Here is a 19,438-nt window from a genome sequence, read left to right as displayed (position 1 = left end):
GCACCGTCACGCCCCGAACAACCTTCGGCGCAGCGCCGCCGCGTTGCCGAAGATCCGGATACCGAGCACGACGATGATCGCGGTGGACAACTGCGTGCCCACGCCCAACTGGTCGCCCACGTAGACGATCACGGCGGCGACCAGGACGTTGAAGACGAACGAGATCACGAAGACCTTCGCATCGAAGATGCGTTCCAGGTAGGCCCGCAGTCCCCCGAACACCGCGTCCAGCGCCGCCACCACGGCGATCGGCAGATACGGCTGGACCGCTTCGGGCACGCTGGGGTGGAAGATCAACCCCAGCACGATGCCGACCACCAGTGCCGCGATCCCGATCATGTAGCCCTGCTCACTTTGGTCCAATCTCCTTGGCGAAGTTGACATCTCGTACCGACGCGGCCGACACCGTCAGCCGGTCGCGGGTCTGGACGCTGATTCCCACGCCGTACGACTGGGCGAGCAGCATCAGCCGCTGCATGGCAGGGGTCTGCTCGAACACCTCCTGCATGGCGTGCGGCGGCCCGATGGCGACGACGACGTACGGGCTGGCCACCGGCTGGTTGTCGACGAGGATGCCACCGCCGGCCTGCCGCATGGTCACGTTCGGCCCGATCCGCACGCCGCCGACGGAGACCGCCTCGGCACCGGCCGCCCACAACGAGTTGACGGCCAGCTGCAGGTCGCGGTCCAGGATGATCTGCGGGCTGCCGGCAACGCGCTGCTTCGACACATCGGACAGGTTCGGGCTCGGCGGCGGCTCGGTGACGGTGACGGTGAGGCCGGGGCCGGTCACCGCGGTCACGCCCGCGCCGAACTCGGCCTGCTCGAGGGCGGCCAGCAGCTCACGGCCTTTCTCGTCGCCGGCCAGCCGGCTGCGGCGCGCGGCCTCCACCTGGCCCGCGAGGGCGTCGCGGGTGGCGGTGCTGTCGCGGGTCCGCTCTTCGGCGGTGCGCGCGTTGGCCGACAGGACATGCTGGGTCTGGTCGTTGGCCGGGGCCATCGACACCGCGTGCTGTGCCGCCGTCACGAACACCACCGACACCGCGGCGACGCCGACCAGCAGCCAGGCGCCGTCGATGAACCGCCGGGAGCCGCGCCGGGCACCGTCACCGGCCGCCTCGCGGCGCTCGGCCGCGGCGGCGTAGCCCGGATCGAGATGGTCGGTCAGCAGCGAGCGCAGCAGTGACGGCACCGGAATCCGGACCGGCTCGTCGGCGACGTGGCTGTTACGGCCGGCCTCCGGCCAGTAGCCGCCCAGCGCCCGGTCCCGGGGCGTCCCGGCTTCCGTCACGCCGCCGACCTCGCGACCGGCGGCAGCTCCCTGCGCACCATGGCCACCTGGATCAGGTACAGCACCGCCGACCACAGATACATGGCCATGCCCCACACGAGGAACGCCCAACCACAGGCCAGCACCACGCGGCTCCAGGCGTCGGGCCACTGTCCCAGCAGCACGAGCGGGAAGCCGGACATCAGCGCGAACGTCGCGGCCTTGCCGATATAGGTGACGGGCAGCGCCGTCAGCCCGCGGCCGCGCAGCAGCGGCAGCGTGGCCGCCAGCACGACGTCGCGGCCGATCAGGGTCAGCACGAACCACCAGGGCACGACGTGCGCGATCGCCAGCGCAACCGGCACGACGAGCATGTAGATCCGGTCGACCAGCGGGTCCAGCAGCTCGCCCAGCCGCGACGACTGGTTCGGCACCAGCCGCGCGATCTTGCCGTCCGCCCAGTCGGAGAAGCCGCTGAACATCAGGATCGCGACGGCCCAGCCGTTCGCGTGCGCCGACAGCAGCAGGTAGAGGAACACCGGGACCAGCAGCAACCGCAACGCGCTGAGCGCGTTGGGAATCGTCAGCACGCGGTCGCCCGACTCGGCTTCCACGTCTGTATGCGATCCGCCTCCGGCTTCTCGCTGGGGGTCCATAGGGCTAAACCTAACGGAATACCCCGGGCAGGCTCAGCGCTGCCATCGTGTCGTCGGCCAGCGGGTTGTCGTGAATCATGTACGTCCACGTCGACGTCGGGCGGGCCAGCTTGGACAGATCCAGGCCGGGCTCGTCCTCCAGCACGTTGGCGGTCTCGAAGGTCTGCTGCGCGGCCTCGATGGCGTCGGCCGCCAGCGATGCGAACGCGTCGACCGCCATGCGGTGGAACTCGTCGAGCGGATCCTGGCGTCCCAGCGCGCGCAGGTGGATGCTCTCGCGGATGTCGGACAGGTAGGCCAGGTGGTCGGCCCAGCCGCGGTCCAGGTGGTACAGCATGATCAGCCGGCAGATGCGCTCGAGCTCGTCCTCGGCGCCCTCTTCCCCAATCTGGCTGACCAGTTCCTGGTACCGGTCCGGCGACAGCTCCTTGAGCTCGTCGCGCGCGGTGGTGGTGCGCAGCAGGGTCTCGCGGCGTTCCACGATGATCGCGCGCTGCTGCGCGGTGAGCTGGTTGTAGCGCCAGGTGTTGGCGTGCACGTCCAGCAGCCGGCCCTCGGCGACGCGCTGCGCGTGCTCGAGCATCTGGCCGGCGCGGTCGCTGATGATGCGGCCGTCCTCGTCGGTCTGCATCGGGAGCTTCTCGGGCTCCAGGTGCGAGACGACGACGTCGTCCTCCCAGCTGGAGAAGAACACCGACGAGCCCGGGTCGCCCTGGCGGCCGGCGCGGCCGCGCAGCTGGTTGTCGAGGCGTTCGGTGTGGTGCCGGCCGGTGCCGATGACGTGCAGGCCACCGAGTTCGGCGACGGCGTCGTGGTCGGCTTCGTCGGATCCGCCGAGGCGGATGTCGGTGCCGCGGCCGGCCATCTGGGTGGAGACGGTGACGGTGGCGAGCTTGCCGGCCTCGGCGATGACCGCGGCTTCTTCCTCGTCGTTCTTGGCGTTCAGCACGACGGCGGGCACGCCGGCCTTGACCAGTTTCGCGTGCAGCTCTTCGGATTCGGCGACATCGCGGGTACCGACCAGCACCGGCTGGCCGGTCGCGTGGATCTCCTGGATGTGCTCGATGACGGCCTGGTTCTTGGCGGCCGCGGTGATGTAGACGCGGTCGGTCTCGTCCTCGCGGATGTTCGGCGTGTTCGGCGGAATCGGCGACACCCCGAGCCGGTAGAACTGGCGCAGCTGCTCACCGGCAGCAAGCGCGGTGCCGGTCATGCCGCACACCGTCGGGTAGCGGCCGATGAGGGCCTGGACGGTGATGGTGTCGAGCACCTCGCCGGTCTCGGTGGTCTCGATGCCTTCCTTGGCCTCGACGGCCGCCTGCAGGCCGTCGGGCCAGCGCTGCAGCGACGCGATGCGGCCGCGCGAGGCGTTGATGAGGTGAACGGCGTTGTCCCGCACGATGTAGTGCACGTCGCGCTGCAGCAGCACATGCGCGTGCAGGGCCACGTTGACCTCGGTCAGGGTCGTGCCGATGTGCTCCTCGGAGTACAGGTCGATGCCGCCGAGCGCCTTCTCCAGCTTGCGCGCCCCGGCGTCGGTCAGGTGCACGTTGCGGCGGTCGGCGTCGGTGTCGTAGTACTGCAGCGAGTCGTCGACCCGGTTCTCGGAGGTCATCTCCCCGACCAGCCGGATGATCTCCATGCGCGGGGTCTCGCGGTGGGTGGTGCCGGCGAGGACCAGCGGCACCAGCGCCTCGTCGACGAGCACGGAGTCGGCCTCGTCGATCAGCGCGACGTCGGGCCGCGGCGACACCAGGTCGTCGACGTGGGTGACCAGCTGGTCGCGCAGCACGTCGAATCCGATCTCGTTGACGGAGGCGTAGGTGACGTCGCATTCGTAGGCGGCGCGCCGTTCGTCGGCCGTCGACTCGGCGGTGATCCAGCCGACCGTCAGGCCCATCGCCGCCAGCAGCGGTCCCATCCACTCGGCGTCGCGGCGGGCCAGGTAGTCGTTGACGGAGATGACGTGCACGTGCCGGCCGGCCAGCGCGTAGCCGGCAGCCGCGATCGCGCCGGCCAGGGTCTTGCCCTCACCGGTGGCCATCTCGACGACGTCGCCGGCCATCATGCGCAGCGCGCCGAGGAGCTGAACGTCGAACGGCCGCAGGCCCGTGGTGCGTTCGGCCGCTTCGCGGGCGATGGCGAGGAACTGCGGGATGTCGGCGGCATCGGCGAGCTCGGACAGCTCGAGCAGCTTGGCGGCCTTGGTGATCTGCTCGTCGTCCAGCCCCGCGGCCTTGTCGTCGAATTCGGCCGACGCCCGAACCTGATTCATCGATCGGTTCTGGTTCTTGTCGGTGGAAGCACCGAGCAGCTTCCAGAACTTGCTGCTCAGCCGGCCGGATTTCGCGGTGCTGGTTTTCGCCACAGGTCAAAGGTACCGGTCCCGTCCGGCCGCTCTGCTGCAGCCGTCCACCTGCCGGAGACCCGCGGAAGGTGACCGGCGTCTCACGTCATTGCCTGTCGCAGCGCGAACGTCAATAGGTCACGGGTACCTTGCGGGGATGGATTTGTTCACCCCGACCCTCGAATGGGGCAGTGAGCTCACTACCTCGCTGTGGTGGATCGCGAAAGCCTGGCTGATCGCCGCGGTATCGACGCTGGTGGTGGTGACCGCCATCGGCCGGTTCACGGTCTGGGGACGGCAGTTCTGGCGCATCACCGGCGCGTACTTCGTCGGCCGCGACAGCATCATCGTGTGGCTGTGGCTGGCGGCGCTGCTGCTGTCGGTGATCACCGGCGTCCGGCTCACGGTGCTCTTCAGCTATCAGAGCAACGATCTGATGACCAGTTTCCAGGTGGTGGCCTCCGGCCTGGCCGGCCATGACCAGGCCGTGAAGGACTCTGGCGCACACGGGTTCTGGATGTCGATCGGCATCTTCTCGCTGCTGGCCGTGCTGCATGTCTGCCGCATCATGCTGGACCTGTTCATGACGCAGCGGTTCATCCTGCGGTGGCGCGCCTGGCTGACCGACCGGCTCACGGGCGACTGGCTGGACGGCAAGGCGTACTACCGGTCGCGGTTCATCGACGACACGATCGACAACCCGGACCAGCGCATCCAGAGCGACATCGACATCTTCACCGCCGGCGTGGGCCCGCTGCCCAACACGCCCAACAACATGACCACCTCCACGTTGCTGTTCGGCGCCATCAACGCCATCGCATCGATGCTTTCGTTCACCGCGATTCTGTGGAACCTGTCCGGCACGCTGACCATCGCCGGGCTCACCATCCCCAAGGCGATGTTCTGGATCGGACTCGGTTACGTCCTGATCGCCTCGGTGGTCGCCTTCTGGATCGGCCGTCCCATCATCTGGCTGTCGTTCGACAACGAACGCTTCAACGCCGCCTTCCGCTACGCGCTCGTGCGGATGCGCGATGCGGCCGAGGCCGTCGCCTTCTACCACGGTGAGCTCGCCGAGCGGACGGGTCTGCGCCGGTTGTTCGCGCCCGTCGTCGACAACTACAAGCGGTACGTCAACCGGATGATCGGCCTCAACGGCTGGAACCTGTCGATGAGCCAGATCATCGTGCCGTTGCCGTACGTCCTGCAGTTCCCGCGCTTCCTCGCCGGCGAGATCAAGCTCGGCGACATGAACCAGACGGCGTCGGCGTTCGGCAGCATCCAGGACGGCCTGTCCTTCTTCCGCAATGTGTACGACCAGTTCGCCGGCTACCGCGCCGCCATCATCCGTCTGCACGGCCTGGTGACGGCCAACGACGCGGCGCGGCACCTACCCGAGCTCGCCACCGAAGACTGCCCCGACGACACCATCACGCTGGAGCAGGTCACCGTGAGCACCCCGGACGGCCGCGAACTCATCTCGCCGCTGGATCTGTGCCTGTACCCCGGCGAAGCACTGGTGGTCACCGGCCCGTCCGGCAGCGGCAAGACGACACTGCTGCGCAGCCTCGCCAAGCTGTGGCCCTTCTGCCACGGCGCCATGCACTTCCCGATGGACGAGAACGAGACGCTGTTCCTGTCGCAGTTGCCGTATGTGCCACTGGGCGATCTGCGCGCGGTGGTGTCCTACCCGAGCAAGGTGGGCGCCCACACCGACGAGCAGCTGCAGGAGGTCCTGCGCAAGGTCGCCCTGCCGCACCTGGCGAACCGGCTCGACGAGGTGGACGACTGGGCCAAGGTCCTCTCCCCCGGCGAGCAGCAGCGCGTCGCCTTCGCCCGCGTGCTGCTGACCCGGCCCAAGGCCGTGTTCTTCGACGAGTCCACCTCGGCACTCGACGAAGGCCTGGAAATGATGCTGTACCAACTGGTTCGGAACGAACTGCCCGACACCACCGTGGTCAGCGTCAGCCACCGCAGCACCGTCGAACAGCATCACCAGCAGGAGCTGGAGCTGCTGGGCGACGGCAACTGGCGGCTCACCCGGATCGAAGACGACGGCGTGCCCGCCGGCGTCTGATCACCGCGTGGCGGCGTGGGTGCCGGCCCGGCGGCCGAAGAACGATCCCTCGCCCAGCTGGGTGCCACTGGCGTAGCCCTTGCCGTCCTGCGCGATGTTGGACGCGCAGGCGCCCGCCGCGTACAGCCCCGGCACCGCGCTGCCGTCCGCGCGCAGCACTTGGCCGTCGATGCTGACCGACAGGCCGCCCATGGTGAATCCGGAGTACAAGGCCCGGCCGAGCGACAGGTCGAATGCCGCCCACGGCCCATTGTCCTGGGCCGCAACGCAATCCGGCTGCTTGTGGAAGTCGGGGTCGGCGCCGGCCGCGGCGTTGGCGTTGTAGCGCTCCAGCGTCGCCGCCAGGTTCCCGGCCGGAATGCCCAGTGCCTCTTCCATTTCCGCGATCGTCTCCCAGCCGTCGATGAACCGGATCAACGGCATCGCCGGCATCTCGGTGTGCGCTTCGTCGACGATCAGGTAGGCCACCTGGTCGGGCTGCTCGAGCACGAAAGCCGATGTGCGCGAATGGTAGGAGTCCTCGTTGACGAAGCGCTGGCCGTTCTGGTTGACGATGACGCCGGTGAGCAGGATCTCCGGCGGGTAGGCGGCAGCGGTGATGAACAGCTGGTCCAGGTTCTTGGCCACGCCGCCGGCCGAGACGCCGAGCTTGATGCCCAGCCCGTCGTCGTTCGGGTTGCCCAGGATGTAGGGCTCGACTTCGCCGTGGTGCTTGGTCTTTCGCTTCTGGCCCAGCGCCGGCGTGTGCTCGGCCACCATCTCGGGGTTCATCGCGAAACCGCCCGCGGCGATGATCACCGCACCGGCCTTGACGGTGCCCGTCACGCCGAAGTTCTTCCATGCCACCCCGGCGACAGCACCGGTGTCGTCGAGCACGAGGTTCGTCGCGCCGGTCTCGTAGCGCATCTCGACGCCGAGTTCGTCCGCCCGTTTCAGCAGCAGCTTGATGACCATGTCCGCGCCGCCCAGCTCACCCGGCACCGGGACGGAGTGCCCACGGGGTGCGGCCTTGGCCTGCTCGCAGAACGGCCATACCTTCTCGTTGCCTGTGTAGGACAGGCCCTCGGTGCCCGGCGGCACCACCACCTTGCCCGGGTAGTAGCTGCGCTCGAACTGAAAACCCAAGTCCTCCAACCAGTTGAAGTGCTCGACGCTGCCGTCGCAGTAGGCCCGGATCTTGTCGTGCTCGGGGTCGTGGGCGACGGCGACCAGGTACTTGTACATCTCGTCGGCGGTGTCGTCGTGGCCGGTGGCCTGCTGCACCGCCGTGCCGCCACCGAGGTAGAAGTGACCGCCGGCCATGGACGTCGTGCCGCCCGCACCGGCCGCCTTCTCCAGCACCAGGACCTTGGCGCCCGCGGCGGCAGCGCTGACCGCGGCACAGCCACCCGCGATACCGAAGCCGATCACGACGACGTCGGCCTCGTCGGACCATTCGGTCACGTCGGCAACGTTGACGATCTCGGGAACTGTTTGCATCGTCTCTCCTGGGCCGGTCTCGGTGGATCTGGACACGTGTCCGATCAGCGATCGACTAGACAATAACGTCGAGACGAGACCATGGCTAGAACGCGTTCTAGTTTCGCCGGTGCGACCGGTCCATCACGCGGCGAGCATGCCGATCAGCACGTCGAGCTGAAGGCCGAAGACCCCCGCTGGATCAGTCAACGTGTCGGGTCCGTACTGGCCGAACACCTCCAAGCTGATCGCCCCGACGATCGCCGCCCACAGCACGAAACACCGGGTCACCGCGGCGTCGTCGCCCGAGAACCCGAATCCATCTTTCAGCCGCGCGAAATCAGACGAAATCGACTGTGGCGCAACATGGCCCGGAGATCGGATATCCCCCACCGCAATGCCGGCGGCCACCGCATCGAACAACGCTCCGACCACCCGGGTACCCGGCCCCACGGTCGACTCGGCCGGGGCGTGATAGCCGGGCACGGGGCTGCCGTACAGCAGCGCCCAACAGGCCGGCTGTTCGATCGCCCAGGCGCGTGCCGCCCGAGCGGTCGCCGTGATCTGTTCGCGCCAGTCCGCTCCCGCCTCCGCCCGGGCGGCGTCGACGGCGTCGGCCAACTCGGTGTATGCGTCCACCAGCAGCAGGGTGAGCAGTTCGTCACGACTGGGCACGTACCGGTAGACCGCCGAGGAGACCATGCCGAGGTCGCGGGCGATGGCCCGGAGGGACAGCCCCGCAGCGCCGTCGGTCTCGAGGTGCCTACGGCCGAGTTCGATGATCTGACGTTCGATCCGATCCCGGGAGTCCTGACGTTTACCCACGCCCGCCAGTCTGACATAAAACGAGAACACTGCTCTTGATTTACCCGGTCTCGCGTGCCATCGTAATTAGAGAGCACTGCTCTGGTTTCTCGAATTCTCATCGAAAGGACGAACATGACCACGCGCTATGACGAGCCCGGAACCATCGCACGCGCCGGCAACGAAGTGATCCGCCGGCTTGCCGAGGCCGGGATCAGCCTGGCCGGCACCAGCGCGCTGCGGGTACGGGGACGCCGCACAGGCAAGCTCCGCGGCGTCGTGATCAACGTGCTCACCGTCGACGGCCGTAGGTACCTGGTTTCACCACGGGGCAACACCGAGTGGGTCCGCAACGTCCGCGCCGCCGGCGAAGTCGAGCTCGGCCCCCGCTGGCGCAGCCGCAACCTCAGGGTCACAGAGGTGCCGGACGCAGCGAAAACGCCTCTGCTGCAACGTTATCTGGATCGGTGGTACTGGGAGGTCAAAGGCCACTGCGCAGAGCTGACGCCGCAGTCGACCGAATCTGAAATCAGCCAGGCGGCGTCCAGCATCCCAATCTTCGAGCTGCACGCCTGAGGGCGCTCAGCCCCCGGCGGCAGCCTGCTGCACGACGGCATCATTGGTCTGCTGGTCGGTCGCGCTCCACGAGACGGCCGCGGGGAAATGCCCCCACGTGCTGTTGAAGACGCCGACGAGGACGGCCCGGTTGTCGGGGGTGACGGTGTACACCGGCCCGCCCGAGTCGCCCTTCTGGCTGACGATGCCGTTGGACATGGTGAACCAGCCGTTGTTCACCGCGTCGACAGTGCCGCACGTCTCACCGGTGACGACGCCGAAGTGGCAGACGGGTGCGCCGCGCTGCGGATTCACCGCGGGATCGGTGACGAGCATCCGGCCGCCCGGCAGGATGTTGTTCACCATGACGTCGCCGGCGATGTTGATGGACTCCCAGTCGGAGATCTGATGGTCGGTCGCGATGGTGGCGCCGTCCGGCGTGTTGTCCCGGAACGTGATCATGGTGCCGATGAAGCGGCCATCCTTGTCGGTGACGGGGCCGTTGCCACGGCAGTGACCTGCGGTGTAGCCCGTCCGCGCGACCGGGTCCACATAACCCAGCGTGCAGCGCGTGGTGCCCTGGTGAATCTCCATGCCCGGGTAGACGAGCACTCCGGGATCAGCCGACGCGACCGGCGCCGGGCCGCCCACAGCGAACATCGGCACAGCGACCGCGGCTACTGCCACGGCCCGCATACCCCCCACAAACATGACCTTGCTCCCATCACCTCGGGACGGACGTCGCGCCAGCCTACCCCGCAAACCCGAACACGGGACGGGAAAGCCCCCGCCCCGGGCGGCCGGCGACCGTCCCGCACCAGCAAACAAGCTGCCCCTGAAATGCGCTGGCGGCCCGGATCTTTCGATCCGGGCCGCCAGGGTCCGACCAGGTCAGGGAATGGTCAGGAGCTGACCGGGCTGAATCAGGTCCGGGTTGTCGATTCCGCTGGCGCCGGCAATCTCCGGGTAGCGGTTGCCGTCGCCGTAGAACTGCTCGGCGATGGCCCACAGGGTGTCACCCGACTGCACGGTGTAGGTGCGTGCGGCGGGGGCCTCGGGCACCGGGGCGGGCTCGGGCTCGGCAACGACCTCAGCGACCGGCTCGGCAGCCACCTCAGGCTCGGGCGCGGGGGCGGGCTCCGGGGCCGCCTCGACCGGCGCCGGGGGCGCCTCGTCGGTGTGGGTCTCGGACGACCACTTGGCGTCGTCACCGCTGTAGAGCACAAGATTGCGATCGTCCTGCAGCACGAGACGGACGTTGTCGGCGCCGGCGGTCTGGCTGGCCCACACCGGCTTGTCCGGGGTGTACAGCACGAAGTTGCCGTCCTCCTGCACCTCGGCGCGCTTGACGTCCTGGCCGTCGGTTGCGGTGGCCCACACGGACTGCTCCCCTGCGTACAGCACCAGGTTGCCGTCGTCCTGCAGCACCAGCCGGTACGCACCGTTGTTCGACGTCAGCGACTGGCCGACCTCGAGCTTCTCGCCCTTCTGAAGTGTGTCACCCATGAAGTCCAGCTCCTTTTGGTTCGATTCACCCTGTCGCTCATCGACAGTACCGGCGGTTCCGGGGAACGCCAGCGTTTGCGCTCGCCCAAATCAAAACAGTTGGCAAACAATGAGTTATCGCGAAGGATTCACAGCGTTCTGATAGCGTTTACGCCCCTGTCAGCGAACCGGCGCAGACCCCGGTCCCGCCGGCTGCCATCCCGGCGGACCGAACACGTAACCCACTCGGTCACCGAATCCGTTGGCCTGGCGCACATCTCGGACCATCGAGACGTATTCGTGCGTCTGTAGTTTCCAGATGTCATACGTGCCAACAGGTTTGGTCAATCCGTAGTTCGGCCGGGCGGTCTCGGGCGTGAAGCTGCCGAACAGCCGGTCCCAGATGATCAGGATGCCGCCGTAGTTCTTGTCGAGGTACTGCTGGTCCCGGCCGTGGTGCACACGGTGATGCGACGGCGTGTTGAAGACGTATTCGATTGGCCGCCAGAGCTTCCCGATACGTTCGGTGTGAATCCAGTACTGGTACACCAGGTTCAGCGAGAAACTGGCGAACACGATCCACGGCGGCACGCCCAGCGCCGGCAAGACCGCCTTCATCGCCAGGTCGCCGGAGGGATTCCACTTCTGCCGCAGCGCGGTGGACAGGTTGAAGTACTCGCTGGAGTGGTGCGCCTGGTGCGTGGCCCAGAACAGCCGCACCCGGTGGGCCATGCGGTGATAGGTGTAATAGATCAGGTCGACGCCGAGGATCGCGATCACCCACGTGTACCAGGCGTCGCCCGGCAGGTGCCACGGCGCGACGTACACGTACAGCGCCGCGTAGCCGACCAGCGCGAGGAAATTCAGCACACCGCTGGTGAACAGCGACACCGCGCCCATCCAGATGCTGGCCCAGGCGTCGGCGCGCAGATAGGCGCCGGACGGCGGCCGCTGCTCGTCGTACGCCAGCTTGCGGGCCGCGCCCCACTCCAGCAGCAGCGCCACCACGAAGAACGGAATGGCGTACGAGACCGGGTCGTGCAGCATGGTGGGCAACACGTCGGACAGCAGATCGGAACTCACGTCGACACCTCCGCGCGCAGCGTATCCGGACGCACACCGTCCGCCGGCCGGAAATGCGCCCGCAACCTCGCCTTCCGGACGGCCCGCGCTCAGCTCCCATGGTGCTCCGAATCGCGGCAAGATGGCGCCCATGACTGATCGCACCGCGTCGCTCGTCGAGCTCGCCCGACGCCACGGTGTGGCCACCGAGTACGTCGACTGGAGCGGCGCCCAACACGCCGTCGCCGCGTCCACACTGGTCGCCGTGCTCGCGGCGCTCGGCGTACCGGCCGATTCCGAGGAGGCGCGCGCGGCGGCCCTGGCCGACCACGAGCGCGCGTACTGGCAGCGCACCCTGTACCCCACCATCGTCGCCCGGTCGGGCCAGCCGACGAGTTTCTGGGTGCACGTCACCCACGGCGCACCCGTCGGCGTGTGGATCCGGCTGGAAGACGGTTCGGTGCGGGCCGGGCTGCGCCAGCTGGAGAACAACCGGCCGCCTTTCGATCTCGATGGCCGCCTGGTCGGCGAGGCGACCTTCGAGCTGCCCGCCGATCTCCCGCTGGGCTACCACCGGCTGCACGTCCAGGCCGGCGCCGCCGCGGACGCCGATGCCGTCCTGATCGTCACCCCCGATGCGCTGACGCTCCCGAGCCGCCTGGGCAGCGGCCGGGCCTGGGGCCTGGCCACCCAGCTCTACAGCGTGCGTTCGCAGAACTCCTGGGGTACGGGCGACCTCACGGACCTAACCGACCTCGCCGTGTGGTCGGCCGCCCGGCATCATGCCGATTTCATCCTGGTGAACCCGTTGCACGCCGCCGGTCCGGTGGCCCCGATGGAGCCGTCGCCCTATCTGCCGACGTCGCGCCAGTTCGCCAACCCGCTCTATCTGCGGGTGCAGGCCATCCCCGAATACACCGCCGTCCGCACCCCGGCCACGCTGCGCAAGGCGCGGGCCGACGCACAGTCCCGCGCCGACAAGAACGAGTTCATCGATCGCGACGCCGCGTGGAAGTCCAAGCGCAACGCGCTCAAGGAGGTGTATCGGGCCCACCGCTCGGCGGGGCGGGCCCTCGCGTACGACGGCTACCGGCAACGGACCGGCCGGACGCTCGACGACTTCGCGACGTGGTGCGTGCTGGCCGAGAAGCACGGCGACGACTGGCGCGACTGGCCGGCGGAGTTTCAGCACCCCGACCATCCGGCGGTGCGGGCATTCGGCGAAAAGCACAGCAGCCGTATCGATTTCCATCGATGGCTGCAGTGGCAGCTCGATGACCAGCTGACCGCCGCCCAGGCCACCGCGGTCCAGACGGGCATGTCCCTTGGCATCGTCCACGATCTGGCGGTCGGCGTGCACCCGGGCGGCGCCGACGCGTGGGCTCTGCAGGATGTGCTGGCGACCGGGGTGTCGGCCGGGGCGCCGCCGGACGAGTTCAACCAGCTCGGGCAGGACTGGTCACAGCCACCGTGGCGTCCGGACGAACTCGTGGAGCGGGCGTACGAACCGTTCCGCGCCGTCGTCAGGGCGGTGCTGCGGCACGCGGGCGGCGTCCGCATCGACCACATCATCGGCCTGTTCCGGCTGTGGTGGATTCCCGACGGTGCGACGCCGGTCGACGGTACCTACGTCCACTACGACCATGAGGCGATGATCGGCGTCCTGGCGCTCGAGGCGTACCGGTCCGGTGCGGTCGTGGTCGGCGAGGACCTCGGCACCGTCGAACCGTGGGTTCGCGACTACCTGCGCGACCGCGGCCTGCTCGGCACCTCGATCCTGTGGTTCGAGGCCGATCAGGACGGCGGACCGCTGCCCGCGCCGCGGTGGCGCGAGTACTGCCTGTCGGCGGTGACGACGCATGACCTGCCACCGACGGCGGGTTACCTCGCCGGTGCGCATCTGCGGCTGCGCCGCGACCTCGGGCTGCTGACCCGTCCGTACAAGGAAGAGGTCGCGGCCGACCGGGCCGACCAGCAGCGCTGGTTGGACGTCCTACGGGCGGCGGGATTGTTGCCACCGAACGCGCCCGAGGCGATCGACGCCGACCAGACCGTCCTGGCCCTGTACCGCTATCTCACCCGCACCCCGTCGCGGCTGCTGGCGCTGGCTCTGCCCGATGCGGTCGGCGACGTGCGGACCCAGAATCAGCCGGGCACCACCGACGAATATCCGAACTGGCGGGTACCGCTGGCGGGTCCGGACGGCCGGAAAATCCTCCTCGAAGACCTGTTTTCCGATGCTCGTGCGGCCGCGTTGGCGCAGGTGATGGCCGACGCCGTGACACCGGGATTGAGTTGATTCGAGTTTCTCCACCCCGCCATCTGCGCTATCTTCGCTGTACTCGAGGAGGTCAGGTGAAGAAGCTGAAGATGCTGACGGCAAGCGCCGTGGCAGCAGGTGCGGTGGCGGTGGGTGCCACCGCGATGTTCGGCTCGTCGGTGGCCGCGTCAGATCCCGGTGGTGCCGGTTCGATGAATGTGGTGGGTGAGTCCTACGCCCGCGCCGTCTCGATTCTCAAGAGCCAGGGCGTGAAGGCCACGTTCGGTGGATCGGTCGGCAGCGACGTGCCGCAGGCACAGTGCATCGTCGATCAGGAGAAGATGGGCAGCCATGGCCGCGTCATCCTGATGCTGAACTGCACCACCAAGGCCGTCGAGAACGCCCAGGCCGGTGCACCCGCATCGGCCGGTGCGGCCGGCGGCGCTCCGGGCGCTCCGCAGGGCCCGCACGTCGGCGCCAACGGCGTGACGACGGTCCAGGCGACGCCGGTCGGCCCGCAGCCGGGCATGTCGGTCCCCGGTATGTAACTGTTTGCAGAAGCGGCATTCCAGGAGGTCAAGACATAGTTTTTGGCTGCTGGGATGCCGCTTCGGCGTATCACGGCAAAACCCAGTACCGCCGTTCCCACATAAAACGCTTACACTGAATCCACTCGCAACGATGCTTGAGGATCCGGAGGTAGCTGTTCCATGCTGCGACCACAACGTTTCACTCACGAGGTAGACCCGGGTCCGGTGCAGATCCAGGCCCGCAACGTGGCTTTCGAGACCGCGGACAAGCCGATGTCCTGGATTCCCGGCCACCCTGTCGCCTCGCATGTGGTGAACCTGCTGAACATCCTGCTTCCGGCGGGTGAGCGCTGGTTCATCGAGACGTTCAACGAGGCGCTGCCGCTCATCAAGGATCCGAAGCTCGCCGACGACGTTCGCGGCTTCATTGGCCAGGAGGCCATGCACGCCGAGGCGCACGACACCGTCATGAACGACTACCTGGTGCGCAGTGGCATGAACGTCACGCCGTTGCTCGATCAGGTCGAGTTCGTGTTCGAGGACATCCTCGCGCCGGCCAATACGGACGACCCGCGCCGCAAGATGAACAACCTCATCGAGCGGCTCTGGTTCATCGCGGCCGTCGAGCACTACACCGCCGTCCTCGGCGACTTCGTCCTGAACTGCACGTGGGACAACTACGACGCCGACCCCGTCATGGTGGACCTGTTCCGCTGGCACGGCGCCGAAGAGGTCGAGCACCGCTCGGTGGCCCACGAGGTCGCCGTGTACTTCCGGAACAGCTACTTCGACCGCATCCGCGCCATGAGCGTCGTGGCGGTCCTGATGTACGTGTTCTTCCAGCGCGGCATGCGGTTCCTGGTCAAGAGCGACCCGCAGCTCAAGCTCGGCTGGTGGAAATCGCAGCGCCTGCGCATGCGCGACTCCAAGCTGGGGCTCCTGCCGAAGTACCGGAACCTGCTGCTGACCCAGACACTGGTGTACTTCAAGCCGAACTACAGCCCGGAAGAGATGGGCTCGACCGCGCAGGCCGTGGCGTACCTGGCCGCCTCGCCCGCCGCCCGCGCCGCACACCTGTGAGGGCGCGCCGCTTCCGGTCACGTCTGGCACCGCCCAGCGTGATGGGCCTGCTGCCGCACGACCTGCTGGTCACCGTGGCCGACGCCGTCGTCAGCAGCACGTTCTGGGTATCGACGCGGGTGCGCAAGCCCCCGGTACCGGCCGTCGTCGAACGCACCATCGCGCTGAAGATCGCCGACCGTCAGGTGGTCGCGCACGATCAGGACGTGGTGGCGTTGACGTTCGTCAGCGCCGACGGGTCGGAACTGCCCAGCTGGCACCCGGGTTCACACCTGGACATCCACCTGCCCAGCGGCCTGGTCCGCCAGTACTCGCTGTGCGGCGATCCCGATGAGCAGGGCGCATACCGAATTGCCGTGCGGCGCATACCCGATGGCGGCGGTGGCTCCATCGAGGCGCATGAGCTTGCGGTCGGGGACGTGATCACCACCAACGGGCCGCGCAACGCCTTCCCGCTGGCGGTGCCCGGCTTCGGCTCGCCGACCCGCACGCTCCGGTTCATCGCCGGTGGTATCGGCATCACGCCGATCCTGCCCATGCTGGCGCGCGCCGAGCAGTTCGGCATCGACTGGTCGATGCTGTACGTCGGCCGCAGCCGCGACAGTCTGCCGTTTCTCGACGAGCTGACGCGGTTCGGCGACCGGGTGCAGATCCGCACCGACGACGTCGACGGCCTGCCGACGGCCGACGACCTGCTGGGCGACTGCCGGCCGGGGACCTCGGTGTACACGTGTGGTCCGGCGCCGATGCTCAATGCCATCCGCGCGCGGCTGGTCGGGGCGGACGACATCGAGCTGCACTTCGAGCGCTTCGCCGCGCCGCCGGTGACCGATGGCCACGAGTTCAAGGTCGAGGTCGCCTCGACGGGCCAGACCGTCGCCGTCGCGGCCGACGAAACCTTGCTGACGGCCCTGATCAAAGCCGGTGTGCACGCACCGTATTCGTGTCAGCAGGGCTTCTGCGGCACGTGCCGGGTGAAGGTGCTCGCCGGTGCGGTCGACCACCGTGACGGCCTGCTGACCGAGGCCGAACGCGAGGCCGGTCAGGCGCTGATCTGTGTGTCGCGGGCACAGGGCGACGGCCCCCTGACACTGGACCTGTAGCCGTCAGTCTTGGCTTGTGTTCGGGAGTTTCACCGATTCTCGAACACAAGCCAACGGCCGATGCCATCGACCATCGGTTTACGATGCCCCAATGCCAATGGCCGAGGGGACGGATTTCGCCGGGTACACCATCGTCCGGTGCCTGGGTTCCGGCGGCATGGGCGAGGTCTACGTCGCCCAGCACCCGCGACTTCCCCGGCAGGACGCGCTCAAGGTCCTGCGTCCCGAGATGTCCACCAATCAGGAGTTCCGCGAGCGATTCCTGCGCGAGGCGGATCTGACCGCCGCGCTGTCGCATCCGAACATCGTCGGGGTTTACGACCGCGGCGAGTTCGACGGCCAGTTGTGGATCTCGATGGAGTACGTCGACGGCACCGACGTCAGCCGGCTGCTCCGGGGCGCCGGCGGCGTATCCGATGACCAGGCGGTCGCGATCATCAGCGCCGTGGCCGACGCGCTCGACTACGCGCACCAGCACGATCTGCTGCACCGCGACGTCAAGCCCGCCAACATCCTGATCAGCGACACCGATCCGGCGAGCCGGCGAATCAAGTTGGCCGACTTCGGCATTGCGCGGTGCGCCAATGACTCCGCCGGACTGACCGCGACGAACATGACCGTCGGCACCGTGTTCTATGCCGCGCCGGAGCAGCTGACCGGCAGCATCATCGACGGTCGTGCCGACCAATATGCGTTGGCGGCCACCGCGTTTCAGCTCTTCACCGGGGCGCCGCCGTTCGAGAACTCCAATGCCGCGGTGATCATCGGCAAGCACCTCAGCGCTCCCCCGCCGTCACTGTCCCAGAGCCGGCCCGATCTCGCTGCCCTGGACCCGGTGCTGGCCAAGGCACTTGCCAAGGATCCCAAGGCCCGGTACGACAAGTGCGCCGATTTCGCCCGCGCCCTTCAGCACGGGCTCGGCGTGCCGGGCGCCGATGCCACCATCCTGGCTCCCGCCGCGGCGGGTCGCACGCAGGTCCTGCAGCCCGACAAGACCACCCGGTCGCGCCGGTCGCTGATTCTCCCCGTCGTGCTCACGGTGCTGTTGATAGCCGCACTCGTCTTCGCGGCCATCGAGTTCACTCGCGCCAAAGACGAGCAGCCGGCACTGCCCCGTCCCGCCGCGACGACCACCACGGCTCCCCCGGTGACCCCCTCGCCGTCGACCACCGAGGCGCCGCCGAGCCCGACATCGGCCGTCGCGCCCACCGAGTCTCCCGCCGAGCCGACCGAGGCGACGGTCACCAGCACGGTGACGGTCGAGACCACCACCGCGCCACCGCCGCCGACGACCCCGACCACCACCGAAACGCCTGCGCCCGAACAGGAAACGCCGATCCGTGAATGCATGGACCGGACCGGGATGACGCGGCTGCAGTGCTGGGAAGAGATTCGCCGTAGCGAGCGGAGGCGCTGATGTCGCCCACGTTCGCCGTGGTCGCGCCGGTCGCGGCCGGCGTCACCGCCGACCCGGTCTGGATGACGCAGTTCGCCCGCCACCTGGAGAGCTGCGGCTTCGAATCCATTGTGGCCGTGGAACATACAGTGCTGCTGACCGAGTACTCGAGCGTGTATCCCTACGACGCCTCGGGCCGGGTGGACATCCCCGCTGACTGCGCCGTCCCGGATCCCCTGGAGCTGCTGACGTTCCTGGCCGGGCAGACGAGCACACTGGGCCTGGCGACCGGCGTGCTGGTGCTGCCGAACCACCACCCGGTGGTGCTGGCCAAACGTGTCGCGACCCTGAATGCGTTGTCCGGCGGGCGTATTCGCCTGGCCGTGGGCATGGGTTGGCTGCGCGAGGAGATCGAGGCGTGCGGGGCCCCGTTCGATGCCCGCGGCCGCCGGGCCGACGAGCAGATCGACGTCCTGCGGCTGCTGTGGTCGGACCAGCCCGAGGGCGCCACCCATTCCGGTGAGTTCTTCGAATTCGCCAACGCCGCTTGCTATCCCAAGCCGGTTTCGCCGATCCCGATCCACATCGGTGGGCACAGCCGGGCTGCGGCCCGCCGGGCCGGCCGGCGCGGTGACGGTCTGCAGCCGCTCGGCGTCGCCGGCGCGGAACTATCGGGGTTGATCGCGCTGATGCGGGAATCGGCCGAGCGCGCCGGCCGCGACCCGGGGGCCCTCGAGCTGTCCCTCGGACACCTGGTCCCCAAGGTCGACGCCGATCGCGCGGGCCGGCTCGCGGAGCTCGGCGCCGACCGCATCGTGCTGGCGATGCCGCCCGTCACCGACATCGACGAGGCCAAGGACATGTTGTCGGCGTGCGCCGAACGGCTGGGGCTCACGCCGTGCCGCTGACAGTGGCCGACCGGCTGGCGCTGACGGACCTGGTGCACCGCTACGCCGCGGCCGTCGACGACCGCCGGTTCGACGACGTCGTCGAACTCTTCACCAGCACAGCGGAATTGGTCCTTCCGGACCCGCCCCGATCCCTCGACCCGGTACGGACCGAACACGGGCCAGACGGGGTGCGGGCGGCGATGGCCGCCCTGGCGGGTGTTGCCCGTACCCAGCACGAGATCGTCGGCGAGGTCTACACCGACGCTTCCGACCACGCCCGTGGGCGCATCACGTGCGTCGCCCACCACTGGACCCGCGACGCCGACTCCGTCGTCACCGATCTGGTGTGGCATCTGAGGTACGACGACGAGTACGCCCGGACCGGCGGCGGCTGGCGCATCCGGCGCCGTGCCCTGACGCTCAACGCCATCGAGACGCGGCCCATCCGCCGCCTCCGGGACTAGC

General features: G+C 68.4%; 18 protein-coding genes. 9 read left to right on the top strand and 9 right to left on the bottom strand.

Annotated features, from left to right (window positions below):
- Positions 1-6 precede the first annotated feature (6 nt).
- Genes BR47_RS0104790 through secA2 form a run of 4 tightly spaced genes read right to left on the bottom strand, consistent with a single transcriptional unit; the run spans position 7 to position 4,294 of the window.
- Positions 7-339 carry a small basic family protein gene (locus tag BR47_RS0104790; RefSeq protein ID WP_020100154.1) on the bottom strand — a complete coding sequence of 111 codons (333 nt, stop codon included), beginning with the start codon at positions 337-339 and terminating at the stop codon, positions 7-9.
- Positions 340-349: 10 nt separating this feature from the next.
- Positions 350-1,291 (bottom strand): DUF881 domain-containing protein, encoded by a 942-nt coding sequence (locus BR47_RS0104785; protein WP_029118770.1) that lies wholly within the window; start codon positions 1,289-1,291, stop codon positions 350-352.
- Positions 1,288-1,926 carry a CDP-alcohol phosphatidyltransferase family protein gene (locus BR47_RS0104780; protein ID WP_036426711.1) on the bottom strand — a complete coding sequence of 213 codons (639 nt, stop codon included), beginning with the start codon at positions 1,924-1,926 and terminating at the stop codon, positions 1,288-1,290. Before BR47_RS0104780 ends, BR47_RS0104785 begins: the two co-directional genes overlap by 4 nt.
- Positions 1,927-1,936: 10 nt before the next feature.
- Positions 1,937-4,294: an accessory Sec system translocase SecA2 gene (secA2, locus tag BR47_RS0104775; protein WP_020100151.1), complete on the bottom strand. Its 2,358-nt coding sequence runs from the start codon at positions 4,292-4,294 to the stop codon at positions 1,937-1,939.
- Positions 4,295-4,430: 136 nt separating this feature from the next.
- Between secA2 and BR47_RS0104770 the strand changes: the two genes are divergently transcribed.
- Complete coding sequence (locus tag BR47_RS0104770; protein ID WP_029118768.1) at positions 4,431-6,350, top strand: ABC transporter ATP-binding protein/permease; 1,920 nt, start codon at positions 4,431-4,433, stop codon at positions 6,348-6,350.
- On the opposite strand, the gene BR47_RS0104765 is transcribed toward BR47_RS0104770, so the two are convergent.
- Both BR47_RS0104765 and BR47_RS0104760 read right to left on the bottom strand, forming a co-directional pair.
- The gene (locus BR47_RS0104765) at positions 6,351-7,829 is read right to left on the bottom strand and encodes an FAD-binding protein (RefSeq protein WP_029118767.1); all 1,479 of its coding nucleotides are present in this window, start codon (positions 7,827-7,829) and stop codon (positions 6,351-6,353) included.
- A 123-nt stretch (positions 7,830-7,952) separates the two neighbouring features.
- Entirely contained in the window at positions 7,953-8,633 is a 681-nt protein-coding gene (locus BR47_RS0104760; RefSeq protein WP_029118766.1) for a TetR/AcrR family transcriptional regulator, read from the bottom strand.
- 114 nt (positions 8,634-8,747) lie between these two features.
- Between BR47_RS0104760 and BR47_RS0104755 the strand changes: the two genes are divergently transcribed.
- Entirely contained in the window at positions 8,748-9,188 is a 441-nt protein-coding gene (locus BR47_RS0104755; RefSeq protein WP_029118765.1) for a nitroreductase/quinone reductase family protein, read from the top strand.
- Positions 9,189-9,194: 6 nt separating this feature from the next.
- Here BR47_RS0104755 and BR47_RS0104750 read toward each other — a convergent pair whose 3' ends face one another.
- The 3 genes from BR47_RS0104750 to BR47_RS0104740 form a co-directional block, all read right to left on the bottom strand.
- Positions 9,195-9,878, bottom strand: a complete 684-nt coding sequence (locus BR47_RS0104750; RefSeq protein ID WP_502685815.1) for an Rv1815 family serine proteinase — start codon at positions 9,876-9,878, stop codon at positions 9,195-9,197.
- Between the two features lie 180 nt (positions 9,879-10,058).
- Positions 10,059-10,673, bottom strand: coding sequence for a LysM peptidoglycan-binding domain-containing protein (locus tag BR47_RS0104745; protein ID WP_029118763.1), 615 nt, complete (start codon positions 10,671-10,673; stop codon positions 10,059-10,061).
- Between the two features lie 159 nt (positions 10,674-10,832).
- Entirely contained in the window at positions 10,833-11,699 is an 867-nt protein-coding gene (locus BR47_RS0104740; protein WP_051634645.1) for a sterol desaturase family protein, read from the bottom strand.
- Between the two features lie 166 nt (positions 11,700-11,865).
- Between BR47_RS0104740 and malQ the strand changes: the two genes are divergently transcribed.
- From malQ to BR47_RS0104705, 7 genes are all read left to right on the top strand, one after another.
- Positions 11,866-14,013 carry a 4-alpha-glucanotransferase gene (gene malQ, locus BR47_RS0104735; protein ID WP_029118761.1) on the top strand — a complete coding sequence of 716 codons (2,148 nt, stop codon included), beginning with the start codon at positions 11,866-11,868 and terminating at the stop codon, positions 14,011-14,013.
- Between the two features lie 56 nt (positions 14,014-14,069).
- Positions 14,070-14,522 carry a hypothetical protein gene (locus BR47_RS0104730; RefSeq protein ID WP_020100142.1) on the top strand — a complete coding sequence of 151 codons (453 nt, stop codon included), beginning with the start codon at positions 14,070-14,072 and terminating at the stop codon, positions 14,520-14,522.
- Between the two features lie 162 nt (positions 14,523-14,684).
- Positions 14,685-15,584: a metal-dependent hydrolase gene (locus tag BR47_RS0104725; protein ID WP_029118760.1), complete on the top strand. Its 900-nt coding sequence runs from the start codon at positions 14,685-14,687 to the stop codon at positions 15,582-15,584.
- 41 nt (positions 15,585-15,625) lie between these two features.
- Entirely contained in the window at positions 15,626-16,687 is a 1,062-nt protein-coding gene (locus BR47_RS0104720; protein WP_051634616.1) for a PDR/VanB family oxidoreductase, read from the top strand.
- A gap of 91 nt (positions 16,688-16,778) precedes the next feature.
- Positions 16,779-18,104 carry a serine/threonine-protein kinase gene (locus BR47_RS0104715; RefSeq protein WP_029118758.1) on the top strand — a complete coding sequence of 442 codons (1,326 nt, stop codon included), beginning with the start codon at positions 16,779-16,781 and terminating at the stop codon, positions 18,102-18,104.
- A complete protein-coding gene (locus BR47_RS0104710) occupies positions 18,104-18,991 on the top strand; it encodes an LLM class F420-dependent oxidoreductase (RefSeq protein ID WP_029118757.1) in 888 nt (295 codons plus the stop codon). The genes BR47_RS0104715 and BR47_RS0104710 overlap by 1 nt, the downstream gene beginning before the upstream one ends.
- On the top strand, positions 18,982-19,437 hold the full coding sequence (locus BR47_RS0104705; RefSeq protein WP_029118756.1) for a nuclear transport factor 2 family protein: 456 nt from the start codon (positions 18,982-18,984) through the stop codon (positions 19,435-19,437). The genes BR47_RS0104710 and BR47_RS0104705 overlap by 10 nt, the downstream gene beginning before the upstream one ends.
- Position 19,438 lies beyond the last annotated feature (1 nt).

It is taken from the genome of Mycobacterium sp. UNC410CL29Cvi84 (assembly GCF_000686745.1).
GTDB classification, from domain to species: domain Bacteria; phylum Actinomycetota; class Actinomycetes; order Mycobacteriales; family Mycobacteriaceae; genus Mycobacterium; species Mycobacterium mucogenicum_B.
The sequence above is the reverse complement of the archived record's forward strand: the minus strand, read 5'-3'. Positions and strand labels throughout refer to the sequence as shown.